Source organism: Synechococcus sp. MW101C3 (genome assembly GCF_002252635.1).
GTDB lineage: Bacteria > Cyanobacteriota > Cyanobacteriia > PCC-6307 > Cyanobiaceae > MW101C3.
In genome coordinates this window covers 171,037-193,849 of sequence record NZ_NQKX01000004.1, presented here as the reverse complement: position 1 = coordinate 193,849, position 22,813 = coordinate 171,037, and the positions used below count along the sequence as shown (strand labels likewise).

The window sequence follows — 22,813 nt, the reverse complement described above, 5'->3', positions numbered from 1 at the left end:
CCAGCTGAACAGTTCGTTGCAGAGCATCAATCTGGCACTCACGATTAGAGAGTGCCAGCTACACAATCAGGTGGTCAGACCGCTGCCAGCACCTCGCCGGTGGGCGCCTGGCGCTGAGCCTCCTTCACCGCTTCGGCCAGGCCGGCGAGCACCTCGCGGGTGGTGTCCAGGTCGATGCAGGCATCGGTGATGCTCTGGCCGTAGGTGAGCTGGGAGAGATCCGCCGGGATCTTCTGATTGCCCGCCACCAGGTGGCTTTCGATCATCACGCCCATCACCGGGCAGGCGGCCTGGCGCAGCTGCTCACCCACCTGAGCCAGCACCTGGCCCTGCAGGCGGTAGTCCTTGTTGGAGTTGCCGTGGCTGCAGTCCACCATCAGCCGCGCCGGCAAGCCGGCCTTGGCCAGCGAGGCCGCCGCCGCTGCCACCGCTTCCGGGTGGTAGTTGGTGCCGCCCTTGCCGCCGCGCAGCACCAGGTGGCCATCGGGGTTGCCGGTGGTGGACACGATCGCCGCATGGCCCTGGCGGCTGATGCCGAGGAAATGGTGCGGACGGGCGGCCGCCTCCATGGCGTTGATCGCCGTCATGACGCTGCCGTCGGTGCCGTTCTTGAAGCCGATCGGCATCGACAGGCCCGAAGCCATCTCGCGGTGCGTCTGGCTTTCGGTGGTGCGGGCGCCGATCGCCGTCCAGCTGATCAGATCGGCGATGTACTGGGGCACCACCGGATCGAGCAGTTCGGTGGCAGCGGGAAGGCCGAGCTCGGCGAGATGGAGCAGCAGGCCGCGCGCCAAGCGCAGGCCGGTGTTGATGTCGTAGCTGCTGTCGAGGTGGGGATCGTTGATCAGCCCCTTCCATCCCACGGTGGTGCGCGGCTTCTCGAAGTACACCCGCATCACGATCTCCAGCTGATCGAGGTGCTCGGCCCGCACCCGGGCGATGGCAGCGGCGTACTCCTGGGCGGCTGTCACGTCGTGGACGGAGCAGGGCCCCACGATCACCAGCAGGCGCGAATCACGGCCGTGCAGGATCGCCTTGATGCGCTCGCGGGCGCCGGCCACCACCGCCGCCGCCGCTTCGCCGAGGGGCAGCTCCCGGTGCAGCACCGCCGGCGCCACCAGCGGCCGGGTCTCCACCACATGGAGGTCGGAGGTGGGGATCATGGCGGCAGGCGGAGGGGCGCTCGAAGACCCACCCTAGAAGCCGGCTGTCACGCCCCCTTACCGCCACCGTTCTGCAGCCGATGCCACCGTTGGCGGTCCGGCGGCCGCAAAGAATGGAAGCCTCCCGTACGTTCAAGGGATGACCCCTTCTCCTATGGCTTCGTCCCCCATCGCCGCCGCCGATCTGCTGGCCGCTTACCGCACTGCCGCTGCGGAGCGTGAGGCCCTCGGCGTGCCGCCGCTGCCGCTCTCGGCCCCCCAGGCCCAGGCCCTCACCGAGTTGCTGGAGCAGCCGCCCGCCGGCGAGGAGGCGTTCCTGCTGGATCTGCTGAGCGAACGGATCCCACCGGGGGTGGATGAGGCGGCCTACGTCAAGGCGGGCTGGCTGAGCGCCGTGGCCCAGGGGCTGGCCACCAGTCCGCTGGTGGATCCGATCGCGGCCACCCGCCTGCTGGCCACGATGATCGGCGGCTACAACGTGGGGGCGCTGATCACGCTGCTGAGCCACGCCGATGCGGCGATCGCCGCCGAGGCCGCCACGGGGCTGAGCGGCACCCTGCTCGTCTACGACGCCTTCAACGACGTGCTGGAGCTGGCGGAGACCAACCCGTGGGCCAAGCAGGTGGTGGAGAGCTGGGCCGAGGCCGCCTGGTTCACCAAGAAGGCGCCGCTGGCGGAGGCGATCACCGTGACGGTGTTCAAGGTGGAGGGGGAAACCAACACCGACGACCTCTCGCCGGCCACCCACGCCACCACCCGCCCCGACATTCCCCTGCACGCCCAGGCGATGCTGGAGACGCGCCAACCCGGCGGCCTCGAGCAGATCACTGCTCTCAAGGCGAAAGGCCATCCGGTGGCCTACGTGGGCGATGTGGTGGGCACCGGCAGCTCGCGCAAATCAGCGATCAACTCGGTGCTGTGGCACACCGGCACCGACATTCCCCATGTGCCCAACAAGCGCTCCGGCGGTGTGATCCTGGGCGGCAAGATCGCGCCGATCTTCTTCAACACGGCCGAGGATTCCGGCGCCCTGCCGATCGAATGCGATGTGGCGGCGCTGAACACCGGCGATGTGATCACGATCCGCCCCTACGACGGCACGATCGAGCGCGCAGCGGGTGAAGCCGGCGCCGGCGAGATCGTGGCCCGCTTCGAGCTCAAGCCCAGCACGATCACCGATGAGGTGCGCGCCGGCGGCCGCATCCCGCTGCTGATCGGCCGCTCCCTGACCGACAAGGTGCGCGCCCGCCTGGGCCTGCCCGCCTCCGACCTGTTCATCCGTCCGGTGGCCCCCACCGACACCGGCAAGGGCTTCACCCTGGCCCAGAAGATGGTGGGCCGGGCCTGCGGCCTGGCCGGGGTGCGGCCCGGCACCAGCTGCGAACCGCTGATGACCACCGTGGGCTCGCAGGACACCACCGGGCCGATGACCCGCGACGAGATGAAGGAACTGGCCTGCCTGGGCTTCTCCTCCGACCTGGTGCTGCAGAGCTTCTGCCACACCGCCGCCTACCCGAAGCCGGTGGATCTCAAGACCCACGCCGAACTGCCCGATTTCATCAGCTCCCGCGGCGGCGTGGCGCTGCGCCCCGGCGACGGCATCATCCACAGCTGGCTCAACCGCATGCTCCTGCCCGACACGGTGGGCACCGGCGGTGACAGCCACACCCGCTTCCCGCTCGGCATCTCCTTCCCGGCCGGCTCGGGCCTGGTGGCCTTCGCCGCCGCGATCGGCGCCATGCCCCTCGACATGCCCGAATCGGTGCTGGTGCGCTTCAGCGGTTCGCTGCAGCCGGGCGTGACCCTGCGCGATGTGGTGAACGTGATCCCGTGGGTGGCGATCCAGAAGGGTCTGCTCACGGTGGCGAAGGCGGGCAAGAAAAACGTGTTCTCCGGCCGCATCCTTGAAATCGAAGGGCTGCCGGATCTGAAGCTCGAGCAGGCGTTTGAGTTGACGGACGCCTCCGCCGAACGCTCCTGTGCCGGCTGCACGATCAAGCTCTCGGAAGAGACGGTGGCGGAATACCTGCGCAGCAACGTGGCGCTGCTCAAGAACATGATCGCCAGGGGCTACAGCGATGCCCGCACCATGGCCCGTCGCATCCAGGCGATGGAGGCGTGGCTGGCGGCTCCGCAGCTGCTGAGCGCCGATGCCGACGCCGAGTACGCCGAAGTGATCGAGATCAACCTCGATGAACTCACCGAACCGGTGCTGGCCTGCCCGAACGATCCCGACAACGTCAAGCTGCTGAGCGAGGTGGCGGGCGACCGGATCGATGAGGTGTTCATCGGCTCCTGCATGACCAACATCGGCCACTACCGCGCCGCCGCCACGGTGCTGGATGGGGCCGGCACCAGCGCCGCCCGCCTGTGGGTGTGCCCCCCCACCCGCATGGACGATGAGGTGCTGCGCGCCGAGGGTTACACCGCCAAGTTCGAAACCGCCGGCGCCCGCATGGAGCTGCCGGGCTGCTCGCTGTGCATGGGCAACCAGGCCCGGGTGGAAGACAACACCACGGTGTTCTCCACCAGCACGCGCAACTTCAACAACCGCCTCGGCAATGGCGCCCAGGTGTATCTGGGCAGCGCCGAACTGGCGGCCGTGTGTGCGCTGCTGGGCCGCATTCCCACGCCAGCCGAATACCTGGAGATCGCGGCGGCCAAGATCGATCCCCTCTCCGACCAGCTCTACCGCTACCTCAATTTCGACCAGATCGACGGCTTCAGTGACGCCGGCCGCGTGGTGAGCGTGGAGGAGGAGGAGAAGGTGCTGGCGGGGGTCTGAGCGCTGGCAGGCCCGGGGCCTGCTCTCAGAGCGGCAGGAACTCTGTGAGCAACTCCACCGAAAGCAGGCGCTCCGTCTCAGGCCTTGGCACGGAGCAGCGGAACAGCTTGAACGCCCGCGGCATCACAGGACTGGTGAACCGGGGCGAACCGGCCTGCGCCAGCTTCTCGAGAAAGTCGCCGGTGCGGCCCGGCTTCACTTCGTAAATGAAGCGAGCGAGGACTGTCATTGCGGCCAATGTCGAGATGGTCCGCTGAGCTTAAGCCGCAGGAAGAACGCAGGCCGTTGAAACGTTTACCGAGCGGATTGGATCCCCTCAAGACTGGAGCGTGAGTGGCTAGGTGTAGGTGCACGGAGAATCAACCTGTCAGTTCAAGCACGAAAGGTCACACGCGTTAAGCGGATCTGAACGGTAAATGCCCCTTATTCATGAGGCGCTAGATGGAATTGCTGATGCGTATCGCAGCAACGATGAGGGGAGGAATACCCAAAAAGAGTGTCGAACACCAAAGCCCCAGCACTGACCCACGTTTTGCACTGCACGCCAACGCCGTACCCCCCACGCCAACCAACGCCAATGCGAAGAGCAGAAAGACAACGGCATAGGCTATCTCGCCATCTCGAGAACTTGCCATTAGCGCCCATTGCACCATGAAGGCCAATCCAACCGTATCGATCGCAAGAAAGAACCAGCCGAACGCTTTGAGAGTTTTCGCCATGCAACCTGCTCCGGGATACTCATGACTGATTCTTGCAAAAGCCGGTGCTGGCATGGCATGAATACCACGCAACCATCACACATACCCGCAGCCTGAGCCGCAAAGATGGAATGACGCAACATCGACACCGAGGATCGCGGGCAACCGAACAGGTTGCTGAACAGACACGCTCCACGTCATGTCAGCAGCGCTCGACAGGGGGTGCCATCCCATCCTCATCACTTCAGCCCATGCCGGGATCCATTGATGCTCAGCGTGCCAGTCGCGCCCGTATGTCCTGGAGCCGGGCGATGTTGTTCACTATCAACGGAGCGCTGTCGAGGCCCTCGAGGTAATCGAACACATAGGCGAGCACGGCATAGATGGCGCCGGCGCTGAACACCGGCGATCGGGTGAAATCGATCAGCAGCACCACCAGCGCCACGATCGTGGCGAGCTCCGTCACGGTCCAGGTCCACGACTCGCTGTCGGAGAGCTGCACATGCCAGCGGCGCACCCGGCCGAAGTGGCGACGCAGACGCAGCGGGCGCGCCGCCTCGATGTCCGCGATCTCGCGCTCGATCTGGTCGTTGAGGCCGCGGTGCAAGCGCAGGGCGCGCCGCCAGTACCAGGCGTTGACGAGCCCCATCGGCAGTAGCACCGCCATGGCGATGAATCCCGCCTGGAGGTCGTAGGTGAACAGCATCACCAGCGAGCCCACCACGGTCACCACCTGGGAGAACATCGCCGGCACATCAGCCTCGAAGAAGCCGACCATGTCGCGCATCATCTCGACCCGCGCCGACACGATGCTCGTGCCGTGGCCGAGGTGCTTCTGCTCAGCGACGGTGAGCACGGCGAGGCGGGCGTAGAGGCCCATGAAGACCCGGGTATCGAAGCGCTGCCGCACGAAGGCCGTGACCAGGTGCACGAGCCACACGGCGATCAGCGCCGAAAGGCCCCGGTAGCTGCCTTTCAGCAGCCCGTCCACCGCCCAGCCGGTGATGGCCGGATAGGCGAGCATGCAGAGGTTCTCCAGCAGCGTCAGGGTGTAGGTGCCGGCGATCGACAGCCGTTCACTGCGGGAGAGGGTGGAAAGGAGCGTCTGCGGCATCACCTGGCCCTGATGTCACCAGCCTGGCTGCTTCGGAGGCTCAGAGCCGCGACCAGCGCAGCAGGCTGATGCCCCCTAAGGCGATCGGCAGCAGTCCCGTCACCACCACGAACCAGGTGCCGTCGTCTGGCGCACCCATCAGAGCCGCCTTGCCCTGGAGCAGCACCAGCGCGCCACCCAACACCGCCAACAGGCCAGCCACCACGATCCAATGTTGGCGCCTGCGGCCGGGGCGTGTCCGTGCCAAGGCCAGCAGCCCCAAGCCCAGTGGCAGAACGGTCAACGCGTAGTGCACCACCAGAGGAACAAGGAAGGAGAAGAACGTCATCGCTCGGATGGCATGGCTGGGATGATGGTTCAGGCCATGGTGGAGCGCCTTACAACGCGCTGCCCTTGGCTGCTGCACGTATCTTCAGCGCACGTGCATCTCCCTGCTTGGCGGGATAACGAACTGCATGCCGGATCAGCCACTGCAGGTCAGCGGAGGCACCATCCCGCAACCAACGCTCACAGGTGGTAAAGACGAGTTCCGGATGGTCTTTGGCGATGTCCCCCAGGTGGTTGGCAACGCTGCGGCGGACGTACAGCGATGAATCGTTCTTCAGAGATTCAAGGATGGGCAGCGTTGGCCTCGGATCGGCCACAAACGAAGGAATGCGTTTCCCCCAAGGGAGCCTTGGCCGCGTCCCCTCGCTGCAGAGGCGCCTGACATGCGGATTCAGGTCGGTGATCCACTGATCAACCTTCTCCAACGTGCGCGCCTGCTGCTGGATCAGAAACGTGCGGATGGCGAATTCCGAGGTGAACCGCATGGTGAGGGCATGCAAAGCCAGCATCGACGTGTCAAAAGGGTCGTTGCCGCTGCTGTGTTGGACATCCTGCCCATACTCAGAAATGAAGAAGCTGTGTGGAAGATAGAAAAAGCCTGCCAGCCCCATCTCTTCTGCTTCTGACTTCTCCGGCGTCAACGACGCCATGAGGACTTGAACAGCCTCCTGGTAGTTCCCAGGCAGGACTTCACGAAGCGCCCTGGCGATATGCACTCCACGCTGCATGATGGCCAACGGCTCAATGCCTGCCAGTGCGGATTGGCAGAATCGGCGAACCGGAAAGCCTGCATCAACAATCTGCAGGTTGTTCGCCAGACACTCAATGGCCTCCTGGCCCAGCAGATGCTTCAGAGGCGTGCCCTTCTGAATGGATCGGGGCGCTGCAGGGATCGTGGGTACGCGAGGCGTCATCAAGGCCCGATCAATGCCAAGGCCCATCGAGATGGGCCATCAGCTGTGTGGTGTCAGGTTGGCGCCTTGGCAAGATCGCTGGCCACCTGAGCAAGAATCTCGTTCGCATGGCTGATAGCAATGAAGTGGCCTCCACCGCTGATGGAACGCCAGATGGCACCAGGGGTCTTGTCCGCCACCATCCGATTGATGGGTTCAGGCACCAGTTTGTCATCAGTTCCCTGCCAGAAGTGGACCGGACGCGTCACTTTGGTCATGTCAAACGGCCAAGCCTCGTAGAGCATCGTGGCGTCAGCGACAAGCCCCTCAACGCCCTGCCGAAAGCATTCCCGTGATGCCTCCAGAAAGGATTGACAGACCTGCTCATCTGCCAGGACCTCCTGATCAGAGACACCCATCGACTTCCTCAGAGCCTGCAGATAGTTGGCTTCAAAGTGGGTAGCACTCAATCCAAGCAGTTCATACATGAGCCTGAAGCCAGGCTGGAAGTGCAACGCGAGGCGCCCACCAAGCGCATCCACGCTACTTTGGTACTTGACGGCCCAATTATCTCCAAACGTTCCGTAGCTGGCACCAGCAATGCATGTGACATGGGCAAGGCGACCAGGGTCTAGATAGGCTGCGGCGGCAAGAGCCCACGGACCCCCTTCAGACCAGCCGGTCACCGCGAACTGCTGTGCACCCAAGGAATCAGCCAACGTCTGGAGGTCGTTTGCCCATGACGCGAAGGTGCGGCCCGGCTGAAGATCGGACCCACCGATACCAGGCCGGTCAACACAGACAAACCTCAGCCCATGGGCACTTGCACAGGAATCGAAGAGCAAGGCCTCCAAGCGGCTGGATGGCCCTCCGTGATGATGGATAACAAGTGGTCCGCCATCGTCACCCGTTTCAAGATAAGCAAGCGTTCGGCTCCCCACTCGGGCAACTCCTTCACGTGCCAACGTCTCTTCCTCTATTGACCCTCTCCAGTTTAGTGGGAGTTAACACCTAAAACCAACGCTCACCATCACCTGGCTTCAAGATTGCTCACGTCGTCATGAGCGGCATGCTTCATTCCTATGCCCAGATTCAACAGTTCAGCGCCGGATCTGGTTGGTGCCGGCAGCATTCCCCCGAGGGTGATCGGCTCCGTTGCGGCAAGTCGATAGCGTCACCCAGCTACCGGGTTGGAGCAGGCTCTTCAGGGCTACCAAGGCAGCCAGACAAGCTGCGCCCTGATGAAGATGCGGGGAATGGCACGGCCCGTCGCCCCGGTCACCGATGGCATCGAGCCGGCAGAGGGCTCAGCCCCCCACCACCAGGGCATCGACAATCTCATAGCGTTCAAAGTTCTCGCCAAGACTGAGCACCGAGCTATCACCGCGCCGCTGCACCGAGAGCTGCTCAGGTTGATCCGAAGCAACCGCCTTTCCCTTCACGAACAGGAACTGACGCTTCTGACCCTCTGGGTTCGTCACCACCACCGTGGCACTGTTGTTGGCCCTGCGCATCACGAAGGCCTTACACCTGGTGGCCTTGCCGCTGCTCCCGGACACACAAGGCACATCCGCAGAGGCGTGATAGGGAGTGCCGGGGATCAGGGCATCGCGGGACGCGGGCACAGGGGTGAGCGGAGCACCGCTGATCCCCACCTTGAGGCTATAGGTGCTGGTTTCATTGCGGCGCGCCGCCGGCCGCATCAGATACACCCTCACCCTCACATCACCATCACTGGGTAGGAGGCCCCGGAAGCGGTTGCCGGAGCTGCTGCCGATAAACAGGGCGTTGTCAGTCCCGGCCGCCATCACGTTGAGGTAGTTCTGCGGGTTGGAACCCTTGAGTTCCACCGTCAGGGTCTGACCGGCGCCGGCCCGCAGTTTGTAGTCGATGGTCTGGTCGCCCTTGAGCTGACCCTTGAGCTGGGTGGAATCAGCTCCGGATGGAAAGGTGACCCTTTGACTCTCAACCGCAGGCTGGGCCACGCCACCCCCAGCCGGGAGGCTGATGGCCAGGAGGCCAGCGCCAAGAAGGGCGAGTGGAGCACGCATCGGACGACTGGGAGTGAGGGTTGAAAACACTAGCTCGCTTTCTCTCCGGAGCTTTATTGAAGCCCATGGCTTGACACGATGCGGAGCTCAATTCCCCGCGCTCGGCACAGACTTCTAGAAAGACATCCAAAGACTTGTGTAACTGTGGGCAAACCTCAGCCGGACAGGATTGATGGAAGTCCACCTCTCCAACAAACCAAAGGGTCTCCCCACGGAACTGAATCTCGGCACCAGATGCGACTTCCTGCCAACAGCTTGTTGCATAGGGATAACACCAAAGACAAGCCATGGACCGGAAATGCCTCTATCGATTGATAGGTTCATTGTGGCGTTACACTCATTTCCAGTGATGCCACCAATTCCCGCCTGACTCCCGATTAACTGTTTCTTGCGATTCGAATCCAATGCCGACTTGCCTCCTGCCGTCCGCGGGATAGTCGACTTATTCGAGGATCGACCGGTGTCGGCTCTTCAATTCTGTGCTTTGAACGAGTCGGTCACGCTCTGCGTCAGACTTCACACATATCCAATAAACAAGATGCTTGGGATAGATCTCAACAGCTCCGTAGTGTGTCACCCAAAAGGGTTCGGTCACGTGAGCGCGAGCGGCTTCTGTAAAAGCCTTTGCGATTTCCTCGACGAGCTTCGTGATTGGGCTGCTCATCATTCTAGCCAACGTTGTGCAACTGGACAAACGCGAGATGTAAGCGGACATCCTGAGCGCGACATCTCTCTGTATTGACTCGTTTAGGGCAAAAGGATATCATGGGAGAGGATTACCTCTGCTTAACACTCTGGGTCAGCGGCGATCACGAGGCCGGCAATGAGAATGGGATTCTCGCTATCGGTCAGTTGAAGCATGCAAGGGTAGGCAGTTATTCATTCAGATGAAGTTCGGCGCCGTCAAACAGCAGAAACCGGCCATGGAAGCAAGCGCCGAAGTGGTGCGAAGCTCCAGCTGCAGGTTCGATAGCAGCCGCAGATCCACCACGGCGCGCCGCAGGGCGAGCGCGTGGCGCGCATCTTCACGAACAGGCAACCCGCCTCCATCTGCGGGTCATCGCTGGCAAAGCTGATCAGGGTATCGAGCGTGGCGCTGCAGGTCTGCGGGCTTGAGAGCAGCGCCACCAAGCAGCCCATTCAAGACCGTGTCCGGTATGAAATGCAGCTTGAAGGTGTGTTGAGTGGAGCAGACGCTCAACGACACTAATTTCTAGGGGCTGCATGAAAAAACCGCCGGCCGATGGCTTGCTCGATGGGCTGCTCAAGTGGTGAGCCCGCACCCTCTTGAGCCACGCGCTAGGCCTCAATCGGTTTGATTGCTGCCCGCCAACCTGGCCCCTCAGCAGCTGTGTCCCGTACGGGAGATCGCGAAAGTATCCGACCGGAAGCTTCAGGGGGGGGATCAGGTAGCGGAAGTTAGCGTCATGAGGCGGATGGAGTTGTTAGAGAGCATTATTCTGCAAGCTTCGGGAGAAAAGAGAGATCTACGTAGTAATGCCTTGGATTTCCCTTCTCTATGAATACCGTAATTTTGTTACTCTGAATATAACTCGAGGGATCAAACCAGATGCTGTTACTTTTAAAGACATGCAGCTCAGAAGTCCATGGATTCTGCCACTGCGTCACAACTCGGAATGGATAAGACCCATTGACTGATATAGCGGTGTTGAGCTCAACGCTATGGTAGTCAGTTTCTATTGGTGTTCCATGATTTTTTAGATAGTCGTCTTTGCGGCACTTCAGTGCTCCAGCAAGGATGATGCCAGCTCCGATCGAGAAGAATACGCTACCCATTCCACCGAGAACGGCTGAACCTCCCCAAAGGGGAAAGAAACCATTAATCTTTGCATGCTTTGGATCTGCCGGGAGGTACAAGACCTCAACCTTTTGACCTTTTGAGTATGTTGGCGGGTTACTACTAGCGGAAGAGACGAATTCAATGACCCGACCATTCAGACTGGTAAATTGAACAACAGGACTATAGAAAGTTGAATCACTAGTCCGAGACTCTTCGAGTTCAACCACAGTGCCTTCTGCTTTGGTCGCCTCAGCGATAAATGAGCTCGTACTCCTGAAAAAAAGGAACGCTCCAACAAGCATTCCAACACCGACCAAGGTGATGACATACTTAGCTGTAGCCATTGCTTTCATTTCTTGTTCTCATTTGTGTGCTGCGCTCTAACGCTATGCCAATAAGTCGCGCCCGATGTGGACGCATGTCTGCATCAGCGAGTTCGCCTACGGACTTTGCAGAATTGGATCTATCTTAGCAAAGGCAGCGCCAAACACACCCCAGCATGCCGCCCAGAAACCGACCAATCCATATCCGCCCTTACGCAGAACTCGGCAATAATCAGCGAACACCACGACGATTGTTCCCGCGTATAGCATTCGATGCAGAGCCCCTGAAATAGGACGAAGAAGTTAAGTGCGGCGTTCACGGATAAACCGAAGCAGCTCAGATTAGTATCGAGTGTGGGCCGCCTCTTCTTCCAAGATACGCTTGCCAATCACAACAAGGACCGGGGACTGCGTACACACTTGCAGCGCTCGGTAGTAGAACAAGGCGATCAACTCTGCGGTGATCAGTACCGTGATAGACGCTTCGTATCCCGCGTCCTTTCTGAGTGTTCGAAACACGGTGTCCGTCCAGCTCTGTTTCAACGTGCGTATGGCATGGACTTGCATGAACCTCTTGAGCATCAAGGCGTACTTCTACTCATCCTTGATGAAACACCGGGTGATAGCTACGAGACGATGCTCTCCGAACTCGTCCGAAGAATCAACCGCAAACGCGAGAAGGCTATGAGCTTCCGAATACTCACCAAGCTGAAGTTTGGCGATTATACTTTCGATACACGCTTGCTCGCCTACGCTAAGCACATCATGCGGGTCACCCTAAGGAATGAGGTCGGAAGCCGCAGCATTGGCATCAGAATACTCCGACCATGAAACTAGGTCAGGCTTATTCAACGAGAGGACTCCGCTCAATCATCCTTCGATTGACTTGTCCCTGGAAGGCCCGAATCGCGATGAACGGCCTAACGCTCAAGATCAGCTGCGGAGAAGACCGCAATGCATCTATCAGGCATTTCTGGCCGCGCCCGCTGAATCTTGATGTTAGGCGACCTCAGAAACAGATGCTAGGGGCTGCATCAAATCTGAAGAAACCCATAAGGCCTTTTTACAGTATAGGGAAGCATCTATGCTGTCGGCACCTATGAAGCGTCAGCCTTGCTGGGCTTGCGCATTCCGCCCCCAACAAAGGACTGCGATGACGCAGATGATCGCGATGGGGTACACGGAGTATTGAATAGAGGAGGGTGCTCCGCCGACAGCGACGTTAAGGAACAAGGCACTGTCCCAAAGCCCATGCAGAATCATCGATAGAATCAGAGTGCCGGACATGCGGCGAATGGCGTAGAAGCCACTGCCCATGATGAATGTCAACAGCACCTGTACAGGCATGGCCCATAGCGGAAATCCGAAGAGGACGTTAGGAAGATGAAGCGCAGAAAATAAGAGGGAACTGATCAGCCATACCTTGCCTTCGCTAACACGACTTCGAAGACCCACGATCAGACTTCCCCGAGTGATTAATTCCTCGCCGAATCCAACCCCCACGGCTCCGAGTAGTGACCAACCAAGAAGCTCAGAGGTGGGCTGTTTCGGTACCACACCCAGGAAGTTCATCACAATGACCCCCGCCATCGCGATAGGAAGGATCCAAACCCACTGAGGGCCGGATTTCGTTTTATCGAACAGAACCATGCGCCACCATCCCAGGGCAGTGATGGCAACCACAAGGAATGCAGATCCGAAAAGAGTTGGAAACGCATACCACAGCTTCGTGGTTAGCGCATTCTCACCAATCCGATTGTAGTCGACCCTATTGACGATCCATGTGGCAAAGAAGATTGCCAGATAGCCCAGGTATAATTGGACTCCGATCCATACGCTTGGCTTGCGGCTCGACGTGCCACGCTCAGCAGCCTGTAGACAGCGAATCGGATAAGCGCGCCTAGCACTGCACTGGCAGGGAAATCACCTCGCGATCGTATTGGCCTTTCCAGAGTCTCCCATTGATTCCGTGGCTGGATTTAAGGTGTTCTATGACATTCTGGGTGTCACAAGTCAAGCCCAAGGCCGCCGTCCGGAGGGCCGGCGGCCAGAGCAATCAATGGCCTGAGCGTTCAGGCGATCACCTGCACTTGCTGGGTTCGGTATAGGTGATCGACTGATACCGTCCGTTGGTGGTACGCACAGCCACGCAGCTGTTGGTGCGGGGCTGCTCCCAGTAGGTGAAGGCACTGTCGCCGATCTGGTCACCCCCGCGGTAGGTGTACCCCTTGCTGGTCATCTCGCTCTCGGCACTGGCGCCCTTCACCCCCACCAGCGACTGCAGTGCGCTCACCGGGGCTCCCACGCGGGCGGGTTCGCTGCTGCCGCCCTTGTCCGATCCGGCAATCAGAGCGCCGATCAACCCTCCCAGCGCGACACCGACCAGAGTTGCGCTGGTGGCCTTCTGGGGCCTGTCCTCGAAATCCACGTCAGGGTTCTGCACGTTGTCGAGCTTCACCGAGAGGCGATGATCTCCCCCGTCTGCGTTCCACAGGAACACATCGTGGTCGGGCTTGGCGTTGTGGCGCACGTTCACGATCCCGGCGTAGGTCTGCAGTTGCAGGGCCTGAGGGTTGGGGCCAGAGAAGTTGAAGTCGGTGCCGTCATCGAGCTTCACCACAAAGGCATCGGTGCCACCGGCCGCCTTGTGCTTGAAGCTGCAGTGACCGTTGAAGAGCTCATTGCCCGCTCTCTCCAGCTTGCAGCGGCCCGCGGCTCGCACCAGCGTTTCGGCGGACGCGAGCTGGTGGAACGGAGCGGACGCCGTGAACAGCAGGAGGCCAGGACCCAGCAGGGCACCGGCGCGTTGGAGGCGAGTCTTCATCGAGCTGGTAGATGTAGGGATGTCCCAGTGCGGTTCCACTGGAACCTCCTGAGCGTATGGGCTGTCTGCTGCCTCGATTGAGCCTTGTGACTGAACGCTGAGATCCGCCGGACAGCATCCGCAGCAGGCATCCAGGCCATCACCGTCGCGGATCCAGTGGGGCCCCATCCCGCAGCGTCGGTTCCCTCGGTTCCCTGCTCCAGGTAGCGACGACCGTCGAACACCTGCCGCACGTAGGTGGCTGGCGCACGGACCCTGCAGACAGGCGCAGCGGTGGGCGGAGGCCAAGGTGCGCCAGGAATGGGGCCACCTGCGCGCTGGAACGGGCCACTTGGTCAACGACGTCGGGATACCACCATCCGCCTGGGCCAGACATGTCTGATGGAGCAGCAGACAGGCACCGATCACATCCTCGACCTGGCCCTCATAGAGGTCGCAGCTGAGGCACCGGCGGTCCATCAGCCCCAGGATGAAGCCCTTGCTCCTTGCCTCCCCTCTCCCGCTCAGTGCTTGGCTTTCGGTTCGACTCTTGGGTCTGTGGATAAAGACAACTGCGGGTTACCTCATCACTTCCGTTGAGCTGATCTCATTGGGTTGCCTAACGCCAAGATCAGCGGCGGAAGGATTGGAAACACTCGCCAAGGATTCTCGGGCAGCCCGCTGGATCTTGATGTTATGCGGTTCACAGCAGGATGCCTATATCACCGACCATAGGCTCTCCTACGCGTTGAGGGCGCATGGCCACTATTCCATAATCCTGCTTAGTGAGCTCAAGAAGCAAAGGCTAAGAGCAAGGAAGGAATAGCAATGAAGAGAAGCGCTCCCGCAAAGCTGCCTGAAGCACTAAATGCCAAAGGATATTCGATAGCAGAGAAATCGGACTATCCGCAAAAGACTTTGTTTAACTATCATCTTGGACCTGCATCTTCGGATACATTTCCAAAAGCATGGCTAGCTTGGCAAGCAGATGCTGAGACTTAAGCAATCTATAGTACAGTCTCCGCTGAGATGACTCCTAGGCAATGCCCTATCTTCTTGAGAGCTTCAACAATGTGAGCCAGACTATCGGGTTCATTGTGAATGCTGACTATGGATTCATGGAGTCAGATCCGTATTTCGCGCTAAACACTGACGTTCACTTCAAGTGCTCACGAAAAATGGTTGATCATATTCGCTCAACATATGTCGCATCGCGAATCCCTGCAGTAGTTACTTTTTACTTGCCAGTCGGCGGAGACCCTCATGCAATTCGAGTAGAGCCTGCCAGCGAGGGGCAGCTATTGGAGTATGTAAAGTGGTGCCGAGAGGCAAAAAGACAATTTTAGGCTAATGCCTTGGGATGAATGACTCGATAACTCACCTAAGCTGTGAGACCCCCCGTCCTTGGTGGGTCTGTGACTACGTCTTTTCGTCCGTATAACGTTCGCCATCACCAGGCCGCAAGGAGATCGAGCTGTAGATACGACATGAGCGGCGGCGGCTCTGGTGCATGGTGGTGTTGAGCATTGGTGCCACATTTATCCAGGCCTCTCAAGGGAATACCCCCGCGTAACCAAGTAATTAAGAAAGGATCGTCCTTCTTCAGTGATTGACATGATTCCTTCGCTCTCGTCAACGCACCGAGCAGCGTCCCGTAGCCAGGTCAGCCACCTTTCGTACGGGTAGTTACTATAAAGCTGAGGATTGGCGACTGCAAAACGATCGTACCCTGCGCGCACTTGATCTACCGTGATGGACTGAGAGTTCAAGGACTTCAGCAGTGATAGCTGACTTCCCAGTATATTCGAGTGCACAAACTCGAAGTGCCAAGAGATCTGCCACGCGGCAAGCGCTGATTGAAGCCGCTCCTCACGTTCAGCCGCTGGGAGCTGCTGCACCCATGCCCTTATTTCTTCGAGTTTCCGCTCCTGAAGTGACGTTGCAGGTGACGGGAGAGCACGTGTCTCGACGACTGGTGAAGCCTCGTCTTGTGGCAACTCCCTGTTTGGTGTTGGATCGAACTCTACACTGCCTAGGCGTCGCAGTCTGTCGACTGATCGGCCGATTGAGGCCTCAAACTTATCTATGGCATATCTGCTGATCTTGTAAACGGCGAACACCCATAGACCGGTGGTTGCTACAGAACCTAAAAGATCCGTTAACCACTTCACGAAATCACCTCCATCGTCGCCCAACGCTCGCCATCACCTGGCCGCAAGGTTTGCGCGGCGAAGAATATAGCGTTATGGCGGCGGCTCAGGTGCATAGCGGTGTTAGCTGACCAGAGCCTTTGCCTGGGGCGCTGGCGCACCTCGAAGCAGGCCTTCCACACTTAAATCCTCATCGACATCTGGCCAGTGGATTCCGTAGCCAGCCCCTGCAATCTCCCAGTTGTCACGCTCCTGGGAGGTTGCATGTAGAAGCCTTGGGAACCAAGCCAGCGGTACCGAGATAGAACGACCGTCAGCCAGGTCGACGATCAGCCTGTCTTCTGTCAACGCAACGTCAGTGACCTGCTCACCAGGGTTAGCCATGAAACTCCTCCCATGCTTTCAGCAGGATAGCTCTGTTCAAGCTGACCAGCCGTTCAATTTCACGCAGCTCTCTGGCGCTGAAACCAAGGCTCGAGGACAGTGCAACAGGAACAAGCCAGACCTTGCAAGACGCCTTATCTCTGTCGACATGAACATGGGGAGGCTCGTTTGGCTCGTGACTGTAGAAGTAGACCCTATATGGACCGCTTCTGAGGATTGTCGGCATCCGAAAGCGCCACCATCACATCAACGATACCGACCTCGGCCTTCCTGTGCAGCTAACGCTTGCCATCACCTGGCCGCGGATAGACCGAGGGGTGTAAAAGGTTCATTCGGAGGCGGCACAGGTGGATGGCATTGTTAGACTTTCTTGGTTTATATCTGCAGGACTCGTGCAATCTGGGATAGTGCTGACTATGGTTGAGCTTGGTGGATATGACAACAGCATTCAAGGTGGTGCCGAGGATCGTGACTTGCTTCATGGCGATCCCGCCTGATTCGAAAAAACTTGATCATATCGAAAAGTCTCTCACCCTGTTTGTGCTTCTCTAGCAGGTTGAACAAAGTTCACACGACCGTGGTCGCTAAGCAAAACTGGCTCCTTCAAACTTTCCAATGACAAACACCCAAGAGTCAGAAACCGCCAGAGCCAGCCGAAAGCCAACAGGCAAGCATCGCATCAGTAGACTTAAGGTAATCCTCGAACAGGTGGGAGGTAACAATGATCTGCATCGAATGCGGGGAAGAACTCCCCAGCCATGCAACAGAATGCCCACGATGCAGGCGACATAGCGGAAGTCTTTCCCGAACGGTGCTGGGCATTCCGCCACCACCTCCGCCCCCACCTCCCCTTGATCGTCGATTACTCGACGGAGGCAATGCCACCAGCCCTACACAATCCAACGAACCGCAGCCAAGGCTGAGCGCAGGACAGGTACAGTTTCTAAAAAAGTTTCTCGATACCCCTCTATCCAGAGAGATGATCGAATACTATAGTGGTCTTGAGTATTATCGACATTTAGTTGGCGGGAATGCCAGGACATTCGTTAGCCAACTTATGAGTGAAGGATTAATCAAGCCCCATGACACCGATAGAGCTACCTGGATCTGCTCCGATAAGGGGAAAGGGGTTGCACAAAGTGCAATCATACACACTCGGACAGATTCTGGCAACATCATCGATTATGTACAATCACTGCAGGCCAGCGAAACCCTCAAGGTAGCGACAGAACTCTACCGAGATGGGAACGTGCCAGCAGCCGTTCTAGTCTTAAAAGAGGCATACAAGAAAATCGAGAACTCTTCTGTGAGCTATGGCATTGACACTTATCTAAGGCTGCCCTCCTATCTACAGAAACTTGGCAGATATGATGAAGCCTGGGGATTCCTCAATAACCTACTCGCGAGGGGCTACCCCAACCAAATTCAGAATGAGGCACTTATTCTTCTCGCACGATCAAAGATCTACAAGGCGATGTGTCGGCTACTCCAGCATGAGGGCAAGGGGAGAACGGCGATTATCTTTGGGGCGGCTTCGATTGTTGCCGAGGCGCAGTATTATTATTTGCAATCAGAAGAGAAAGACTGGCCCAAAGACTTCAGAAAGGAGCGAGCAGCAACATTCCGAAGTCTCTCTGAAGCCACTAGCATCCACGAAAAAATGAAGAAGATAACAAAGAAGGAGATAACTAAATCGCAGTTAGAAGATATAGCAAACTATCTCTGCAGCACTCTTCTTCGACCCAAAGCCGTTAAATATGATCGGTTGATCGTAGAAGTAGATTCTTTAATCTGCGTCGAAAAGGATCCTCGGCAATAGGGCTTTTTCGCGTCAAAAGAAGCCTGTCCCCGCTTGGCATGGGTCTAGACGGTTTATGGCAGTATCTGTTGCTGATAAGTCTAACGCTCCAAATCAGAAGCGGGCAGCAATCCCCATGCAATGCCAACAACATTTGCACCCGTCTTCTGAATTTGGATGTTATACAGCAATGATTTAAAGGAATTACGCAAAGGCCGGCCTGCAGAACCAGCCAAAGACCCAAGAGGAGATAGACTTTGCAATTGTCGCTACTCCATTAGCAAGTGCTTTGGCTGTCTTAGAAACAGAGCTAATAAACTGCTGTCCGCCCTGAACAATCTTCTTCACAGCTGTAGAACCAGCTTCAATAACAACGTCAACGATCTTTTCAACAAGCACGAGGACATTCCTGAGGAAACCTGCCACTCTTTCGAGGAAGCCAGCAATCATATTGAGGGCGGCCGCCACTCCTGTTGGGAGCAGACCATGGTGAGTGGCAAGCCAGCGAATACCAATTGAGGCAACTCCTGTTAAGCCAAGAGCAGCCATCATGTATGAGAGGGGAGGGAAAGCTGCAATCAGGAAGCCCACAACTACTGCTTTAGCAGCCTCTTTCCATCCTCCATTTCGAAATGTCATCAATGCTCTAGATACCATCGCGTTCCTGTATTGCGAATCAGCTCTGAATCGCTTCCAATCTACAGATCTAAGAAAGGGCCATACTGTGCGCAATCCCCGAACCGTTACATAACCGACAGGCACTCCAACATCAAATAAGCTATCTTGCAAGGCTTGATGTGCGGCTTCGCGAACAATCTGATCACCCCCAGCAATGTCCTGGATAGCATTTCCCACATCAGAGAAGTCTGGGGCAGATTCCAGTTGCTCAACGCCAAAGAATTCAGCAAACTGCTGATTGAAACCGGATGTACCTGGATCAGGGATGCCAAATTCAACTACCATTGAATCCAATCTTGCATCCGCTTGTGCATTTAGAAACTCCAAGATATTCATTGGATCATTGTTGCGTGCACTATTGGCGGCCCCATCTTCAAAGACCCAATTCATGAATGAATCAGGACTGCCTCCATTGGAAATTGCTGTGATATGAGATATATGCTTTTCCTTGAGGAAGTTAAAGATCTCCAGCGGATTGTCATGAAGTCCCTCGGGTATCTTTCTCAGGAGGTCGTGCGGAGGGATGCCGTATTCTCCAGATCGCTGAGCCAGATAAGCCTGAAGGACCTCAGGCAGTTGGCCGAAGAGCTTTGAGGCCTGGATCTCGTTCATGGAAATAGAGAACCGTTGGGATTGATCGGGAGTATAGGATAGGTGCGCCTGTATAACGCTGCCCCTGAGTGGCAGGCAAGAAGACTGGGGTGGCACTGCAGATAGTCTGCGAGGGCCTGTCCACTCAAGGGGCTGGTTAGACCCCTTTGCCACGCTTCCAGTTACACGTACGGTGAGCCAAGCGAGCATTCACAGGAACCGTCTCACCGCCCTTCCAGTATTGAAGATTGTGGTCAAGCGCGGCATCATTTAGCATAACAATCTTTTGGCCGCATATCGAACACGAATTATCGGCTTCAAACATCTCTTCTTTCAACCTTCGGCTAAAGAGACGAACTGCATCATTTGCCCTTTCGCCAGACACCGCATCTTTGAGTCGGGCTTGCCAAGTTTCAAACGCATACTCTATACGAGAATAGTCACCTGTGGCCGCCGTGACCGACGCGACCCATCTTTCATCGGCTTCGATCAAGTCGATGTAGGCCTCATAAATGCTGTCCGCCGATCTAGTGATTATGCCAATATCGTAGTCGTTAAACGACACTGATATAACTTGGAAGATAGAGGCGTTAATGCGAGAAGCCCATTCTCCGCCGCCTTTTTCGTAGACGCGCCGAAGGCGAAAGGCCTTATTCCCAAACACCGTTTGGCAAGCACGCATCGCATGTTTAAACGCCCCTCTAAACTCCTTCGTCTTTTCTGCGGTGGGATTTCGATAGGTAGTAAAAAACTCGTTGAAAAATGCTTTTAAGCCCTTCTTCGCCTTTGTGTAGGTCATCTGATAGAACGCTAAATAGCGAAGGATTAGAGTGCGGTCTGCCATCCTCTTGTCAAGGCCGCTCTGCCCCGCTGAGTTCTTAAACTCTTCGAGCTGGCAAAGCTCCTTAATCAAGTCATTAAGCCCACCTCGATAGAGACAATTACGAATCTCCATATCGTTAAGCGCCATGCCTCCCGTGTTGAGGCGCTCAAAGATGATAAACATCAAATCTTTTGGAGCTGTCTGGCTAAGCTCAAAAGTTCTGAGGGTCGCATCCTCAAGTTTTGACTGAAGCTCGGTATCAAGCTCTGAAAATTGCTTCCCTACAAGTTCCTTCCTGATCTCCAAGCCAGTTAATGCATATCCATTCTCGAAGTAGTCAAATATGGAAGTAAGGCGCTGGAGTCCGTCAATGACTTCGTACTTGCCGTCGTCGTTGACAGCCAAATAAATGACTGGTACAGGCAGATCAATTAAAAATGATTCGACAAGCCTTGAGGCTCTCTTGCGATCCCATACATATTTCCGTTGCCACTCAGGGTCTACGATGATCCTGTCTTTGGTATACCAACGATGGAACTCGGATAGGCTCCGATCATTCTTGTCAAGCTTGATGGTTGGCTTTGTCCCCTCTAGCGTGAGATCTCCTTCGTCAGAAGAGTCAATGACCTCATCCGTGGTGACTCCATCTGGCTGGATTGTTTCTGAGTCGTCCATCATGCTCATAGCTTTAGGCCAGTCTAGTCAGGTCTGGGGAGTGGGTCTAACGCTCCAGATCAGAAGCGGGAAAGGATCTGAGCACAGAAGCAAACCTTCGCTCCCGTCTTCTGTATCTGGATGTTAGACCGCTTAATGGCTATACAGACATGCGCTTGACGGTAGACCTCAATAGACTCTCACCTTGTAACTAGCCAGAGGTATTCATTGAGGCTGACAAACTTGCTAGCAACTTCTTTAAGTTCGCGAGCGGCATGATCCCAAAAGACGACATTAACCGCAATTCCTCTGCGCTTAAGTTTTTCTATGGCTGGAACGTAATCGGCATCTCCGGAGACCAGGGTAATCTCATCCTCGCCAATCACCAGGATCTCGTATGAGTCCTCCATCATGCATGCAACGATATCTGTATCGATCTTCTTTTCTTTGCCAGCCTTGTTTCTGTCATAGACGACAACTTCAAAACCCTTTCGCTCAGCCGCTACCCAAAGTGAGTCATTCTTTGGAGGGCGTGAGCCAAATAGCATGGCTTTTTTAACCTCAGACGCGTCGCCGCCAGCAAATCCAAAAAGCTTTCCGAAATCAAGTTGCCAATCGTAGTCGCAGATCTTGTTTTGAGCTGCTGCCCAAACATCAGGCGCAAGCCCTTTCTCAACGGCGGAGACATGCATGCCTTCGATCCATACGTTGGAGTTATCGACGTAGAGCAAGTTTGCCATGAGAGTTTGGGGAAAATCAGTTGGAGGATGGGGTCTGCTGACAGCAGCTGCTGACGGTCTAACTCTTGCCATCACCAGGCCGCAGAGGGCTTTATATATCGCGGTTACCCTCTGGTGGCGGCACTGGTGAATGGCATTGTTGGACGATGACGCTGAGTGTCATATCAAGAAAATGCATAATGGCGTTTACAGGGCGCGAGTTTCAATAATATGTGAGATAAGGCAAGCTGCAGAAGAGTTGACGCCCTAAGCGAGTATTCCATAGGGCAGCAAGCTGTAAGCATGTACGACGTGGAGGCTAAGCTTCGTCGACACGCACTGAGGACCCTAAGTCATTACGCCCATAGCAAGAGCAACATGACATATCAATGAAGAAAAGTCATGGAGAGCAACAATAAGAGCCGATCATTTGCCAAATAAGGTATTGACTGCGCACGATACATCCACGCCGAAAAGATCTAATTGTGCATCAATCAGGGCGAGCCATCAAAGCTCTGGCTAGGCGCTAAGGTTGCCTACCTGCCGTCGTTGCAAAAAGTCTGGTTGTTCTGCTGCGTCGAGGGAGCAGCAGTACGCGACTTCTCCGATTCTATCGGCGCAGCCTGCACACGCTTGGGGCAACTCGATGTCTTGTTTGTAATTGTGCCATTGCACGAAACACCACCATTGGGCCCAAAACTCCAACTTCCACTGCAGGTCATCTCGCAGCCATTGCTGAAAGTGAAAACGCTGGCAGCGCTAGCTGCATGTGAACAGGTCAACGTAGCCAGTACTAGACCTACTGATTGCAAGAACTTCATGATAATTAGGGAAAGTCAAGAACGGCATCATCATAGACCAAGGCGGAACCACGGGATGCGCATATGCTGGACATGTTAAGCAAAGATGTTGCAAGGCAGATTGGGATAAGCGAATTCTAGAAATGACATCAACCGAATTCGGCGTATTAGTGATCCAGCGTGTGCAATACTGTAGTAGCTATTTACAATTGGCAGTCCAACTTGTCATTGGACGGTTCTGAGAACCAGCCCGACTAA

20 protein-coding genes are annotated in these 22,813 nt (G+C 56.9%); 3 read left to right on the top strand and 17 right to left on the bottom strand.

Annotated features, from left to right (window positions below):
* Positions 1–74: 74 nt before the first annotated feature.
* Complete coding sequence (locus tag CJZ80_RS06380; RefSeq protein ID WP_094511234.1) at positions 75–1,163, bottom strand: 3-deoxy-7-phosphoheptulonate synthase; 1,089 nt, start codon at positions 1,161–1,163, stop codon at positions 75–77.
* A 139-nt stretch (positions 1,164–1,302) separates the two neighbouring features.
* On the opposite strand from CJZ80_RS06380, the gene acnB reads away from it, so the two are divergent.
* Positions 1,303–3,948 (top strand): bifunctional aconitate hydratase 2/2-methylisocitrate dehydratase, encoded by a 2,646-nt coding sequence (acnB, locus tag CJZ80_RS06375; RefSeq protein ID WP_233132869.1) that lies wholly within the window; start codon positions 1,303–1,305, stop codon positions 3,946–3,948.
* Between the two features lie 25 nt (positions 3,949–3,973).
* On the opposite strand, the gene CJZ80_RS06370 is transcribed toward acnB, so the two are convergent.
* The 9 genes from CJZ80_RS06370 to CJZ80_RS06330 form a co-directional block, all read right to left on the bottom strand.
* Entirely contained in the window at positions 3,974–4,177 is a 204-nt protein-coding gene (locus CJZ80_RS06370; protein ID WP_094511232.1) for a hypothetical protein, read from the bottom strand.
* 208 nt (positions 4,178–4,385) lie between these two features.
* On the bottom strand, positions 4,386–4,667 hold the full coding sequence (locus tag CJZ80_RS06365; protein ID WP_094511231.1) for a hypothetical protein: 282 nt from the start codon (positions 4,665–4,667) through the stop codon (positions 4,386–4,388).
* 250 nt (positions 4,668–4,917) lie between these two features.
* On the bottom strand, positions 4,918–5,760 hold the full coding sequence (locus tag CJZ80_RS06360; RefSeq protein ID WP_094511230.1) for an ABC transporter six-transmembrane domain-containing protein: 843 nt from the start codon (positions 5,758–5,760) through the stop codon (positions 4,918–4,920).
* Between the two features lie 40 nt (positions 5,761–5,800).
* A complete protein-coding gene (locus CJZ80_RS06355) occupies positions 5,801–6,088 on the bottom strand; it encodes a hypothetical protein (RefSeq protein WP_094511229.1) in 288 nt (95 codons plus the stop codon).
* A gap of 49 nt (positions 6,089–6,137) precedes the next feature.
* Positions 6,138–7,028, bottom strand: a complete 891-nt coding sequence (locus CJZ80_RS06350; RefSeq protein ID WP_198948257.1) for a DNA alkylation repair protein — start codon at positions 7,026–7,028, stop codon at positions 6,138–6,140.
* Positions 7,029–7,054: 26 nt separating this feature from the next.
* Entirely contained in the window at positions 7,055–7,921 is an 867-nt protein-coding gene (locus tag CJZ80_RS06345) for an alpha/beta fold hydrolase (RefSeq protein WP_255374121.1), read from the bottom strand.
* Positions 7,922–8,287: 366 nt separating this feature from the next.
* Entirely contained in the window at positions 8,288–8,965 is a 678-nt protein-coding gene (locus CJZ80_RS06340; protein ID WP_144036954.1) for a hypothetical protein, read from the bottom strand.
* A gap of 969 nt (positions 8,966–9,934) precedes the next feature.
* Positions 9,935–10,162 (bottom strand): hypothetical protein, encoded by a 228-nt coding sequence (locus CJZ80_RS06335; protein WP_144036953.1) that lies wholly within the window; start codon positions 10,160–10,162, stop codon positions 9,935–9,937.
* A 324-nt stretch (positions 10,163–10,486) separates the two neighbouring features.
* On the bottom strand, positions 10,487–11,185 hold the full coding sequence (locus CJZ80_RS06330; RefSeq protein ID WP_094511225.1) for a DUF3592 domain-containing protein: 699 nt from the start codon (positions 11,183–11,185) through the stop codon (positions 10,487–10,489).
* A gap of 324 nt (positions 11,186–11,509) precedes the next feature.
* Between CJZ80_RS06330 and CJZ80_RS15010 the strand changes: the two genes are divergently transcribed.
* Positions 11,510–11,986, top strand: a complete 477-nt coding sequence (locus CJZ80_RS15010; protein WP_144036952.1) for a hypothetical protein — start codon at positions 11,510–11,512, stop codon at positions 11,984–11,986.
* A gap of 276 nt (positions 11,987–12,262) precedes the next feature.
* Here CJZ80_RS15010 and CJZ80_RS06315 read toward each other — a convergent pair whose 3' ends face one another.
* The 4 genes from CJZ80_RS06315 to CJZ80_RS06300 all read right to left on the bottom strand — a co-directional run bounded on the left by CJZ80_RS06315 (position 12,263) and on the right by CJZ80_RS06300 (position 16,718).
* A complete protein-coding gene (locus CJZ80_RS06315) occupies positions 12,263–12,805 on the bottom strand; it encodes a CPBP family intramembrane glutamic endopeptidase (RefSeq protein WP_094511222.1) in 543 nt (180 codons plus the stop codon).
* 430 nt (positions 12,806–13,235) lie between these two features.
* A complete protein-coding gene (locus CJZ80_RS06310; protein WP_233132868.1) occupies positions 13,236–13,979 on the bottom strand; it encodes a hypothetical protein in 744 nt (247 codons plus the stop codon).
* A 2,252-nt stretch (positions 13,980–16,231) separates the two neighbouring features.
* Positions 16,232–16,492 carry a DUF2442 domain-containing protein gene (locus CJZ80_RS06305; protein ID WP_094511221.1) on the bottom strand — a complete coding sequence of 87 codons (261 nt, stop codon included), beginning with the start codon at positions 16,490–16,492 and terminating at the stop codon, positions 16,232–16,234.
* Entirely contained in the window at positions 16,485–16,718 is a 234-nt protein-coding gene (locus CJZ80_RS06300; protein WP_087069026.1) for a DUF4160 domain-containing protein, read from the bottom strand. Before CJZ80_RS06300 ends, CJZ80_RS06305 begins: the two co-directional genes overlap by 8 nt.
* A 585-nt stretch (positions 16,719–17,303) precedes the next feature.
* Between CJZ80_RS06300 and CJZ80_RS15005 the strand changes: the two genes are divergently transcribed.
* The gene (locus tag CJZ80_RS15005; protein ID WP_144036951.1) at positions 17,304–18,311 is read left to right on the top strand and encodes a hypothetical protein; all 1,008 of its coding nucleotides are present in this window, start codon (positions 17,304–17,306) and stop codon (positions 18,309–18,311) included.
* Between the two features lie 183 nt (positions 18,312–18,494).
* Here the strand turns inward: CJZ80_RS15005 and CJZ80_RS15000 are convergent, their stop codons facing one another.
* The 3 genes from CJZ80_RS15000 to CJZ80_RS06290 all read right to left on the bottom strand — a co-directional run bounded on the left by CJZ80_RS15000 (position 18,495) and on the right by CJZ80_RS06290 (position 21,776).
* Entirely contained in the window at positions 18,495–19,580 is a 1,086-nt protein-coding gene (locus CJZ80_RS15000; protein ID WP_144036950.1) for a hypothetical protein, read from the bottom strand.
* Between the two features lie 136 nt (positions 19,581–19,716).
* Positions 19,717–21,057 carry a DUF262 domain-containing protein gene (locus CJZ80_RS06295; protein WP_198948255.1) on the bottom strand — a complete coding sequence of 447 codons (1,341 nt, stop codon included), beginning with the start codon at positions 21,055–21,057 and terminating at the stop codon, positions 19,717–19,719.
* 179 nt (positions 21,058–21,236) lie between these two features.
* Positions 21,237–21,776, bottom strand: coding sequence for an NYN domain-containing protein (locus tag CJZ80_RS06290; RefSeq protein WP_094511219.1), 540 nt, complete (start codon positions 21,774–21,776; stop codon positions 21,237–21,239).
* Between the last annotated feature and the right edge of the window lie 1,037 nt (positions 21,777–22,813).

Excerpts from the sequence above, each read along its gene's own strand:
- CJZ80_RS06290 (WP_094511219.1), bottom strand. The coding sequence starts at position 21,776 with ATGGCAAACTTGCTCTACGTCGATAACTCCAACGTATGGATCGAAGGC.
- CJZ80_RS06305 (WP_094511221.1), bottom strand. The coding sequence starts at position 16,492 with ATGGCTAACCCTGGTGAGCAGGTCACTGACGTTGCGTTGACAGAAGAC.
- CJZ80_RS06295 (WP_198948255.1), bottom strand. The coding sequence starts at position 21,057 with ATGGACGACTCAGAAACAATCCAGCCAGATGGAGTCACCACGGATGAG.
- acnB (WP_233132869.1), top strand. The coding sequence starts at position 1,303 with ATGACCCCTTCTCCTATGGCTTCGTCCCCCATCGCCGCCGCCGATCTG.
- CJZ80_RS06350 (WP_198948257.1), bottom strand. The coding sequence starts at position 7,028 with ATGGGCCTTGGCATTGATCGGGCCTTGATGACGCCTCGCGTACCCACG.
- CJZ80_RS06360 (WP_094511230.1), bottom strand. The coding sequence starts at position 5,760 with ATGCCGCAGACGCTCCTTTCCACCCTCTCCCGCAGTGAACGGCTGTCG.
- CJZ80_RS06310 (WP_233132868.1), bottom strand. The coding sequence starts at position 13,979 with ATGAAGACTCGCCTCCAACGCGCCGGTGCCCTGCTGGGTCCTGGCCTC.
- CJZ80_RS06300 (WP_087069026.1), bottom strand. The coding sequence starts at position 16,718 with ATGCCGACAATCCTCAGAAGCGGTCCATATAGGGTCTACTTCTACAGT.
- CJZ80_RS06365 (WP_094511231.1), bottom strand. The coding sequence starts at position 4,667 with ATGGCGAAAACTCTCAAAGCGTTCGGCTGGTTCTTTCTTGCGATCGAT.
- CJZ80_RS06355 (WP_094511229.1), bottom strand. The coding sequence starts at position 6,088 with ATGACGTTCTTCTCCTTCCTTGTTCCTCTGGTGGTGCACTACGCGTTG.
- CJZ80_RS06315 (WP_094511222.1), bottom strand. The coding sequence starts at position 12,805 with ATGGTTCTGTTCGATAAAACGAAATCCGGCCCTCAGTGGGTTTGGATC.
- CJZ80_RS06330 (WP_094511225.1), bottom strand. The coding sequence starts at position 11,185 with ATGAAAGCAATGGCTACAGCTAAGTATGTCATCACCTTGGTCGGTGTT.
- CJZ80_RS06370 (WP_094511232.1), bottom strand. The coding sequence starts at position 4,177 with ATGACAGTCCTCGCTCGCTTCATTTACGAAGTGAAGCCGGGCCGCACC.
- CJZ80_RS06380 (WP_094511234.1), bottom strand. The coding sequence starts at position 1,163 with ATGATCCCCACCTCCGACCTCCATGTGGTGGAGACCCGGCCGCTGGTG.
- CJZ80_RS15000 (WP_144036950.1), bottom strand. The coding sequence starts at position 19,580 with ATGAACGAGATCCAGGCCTCAAAGCTCTTCGGCCAACTGCCTGAGGTC.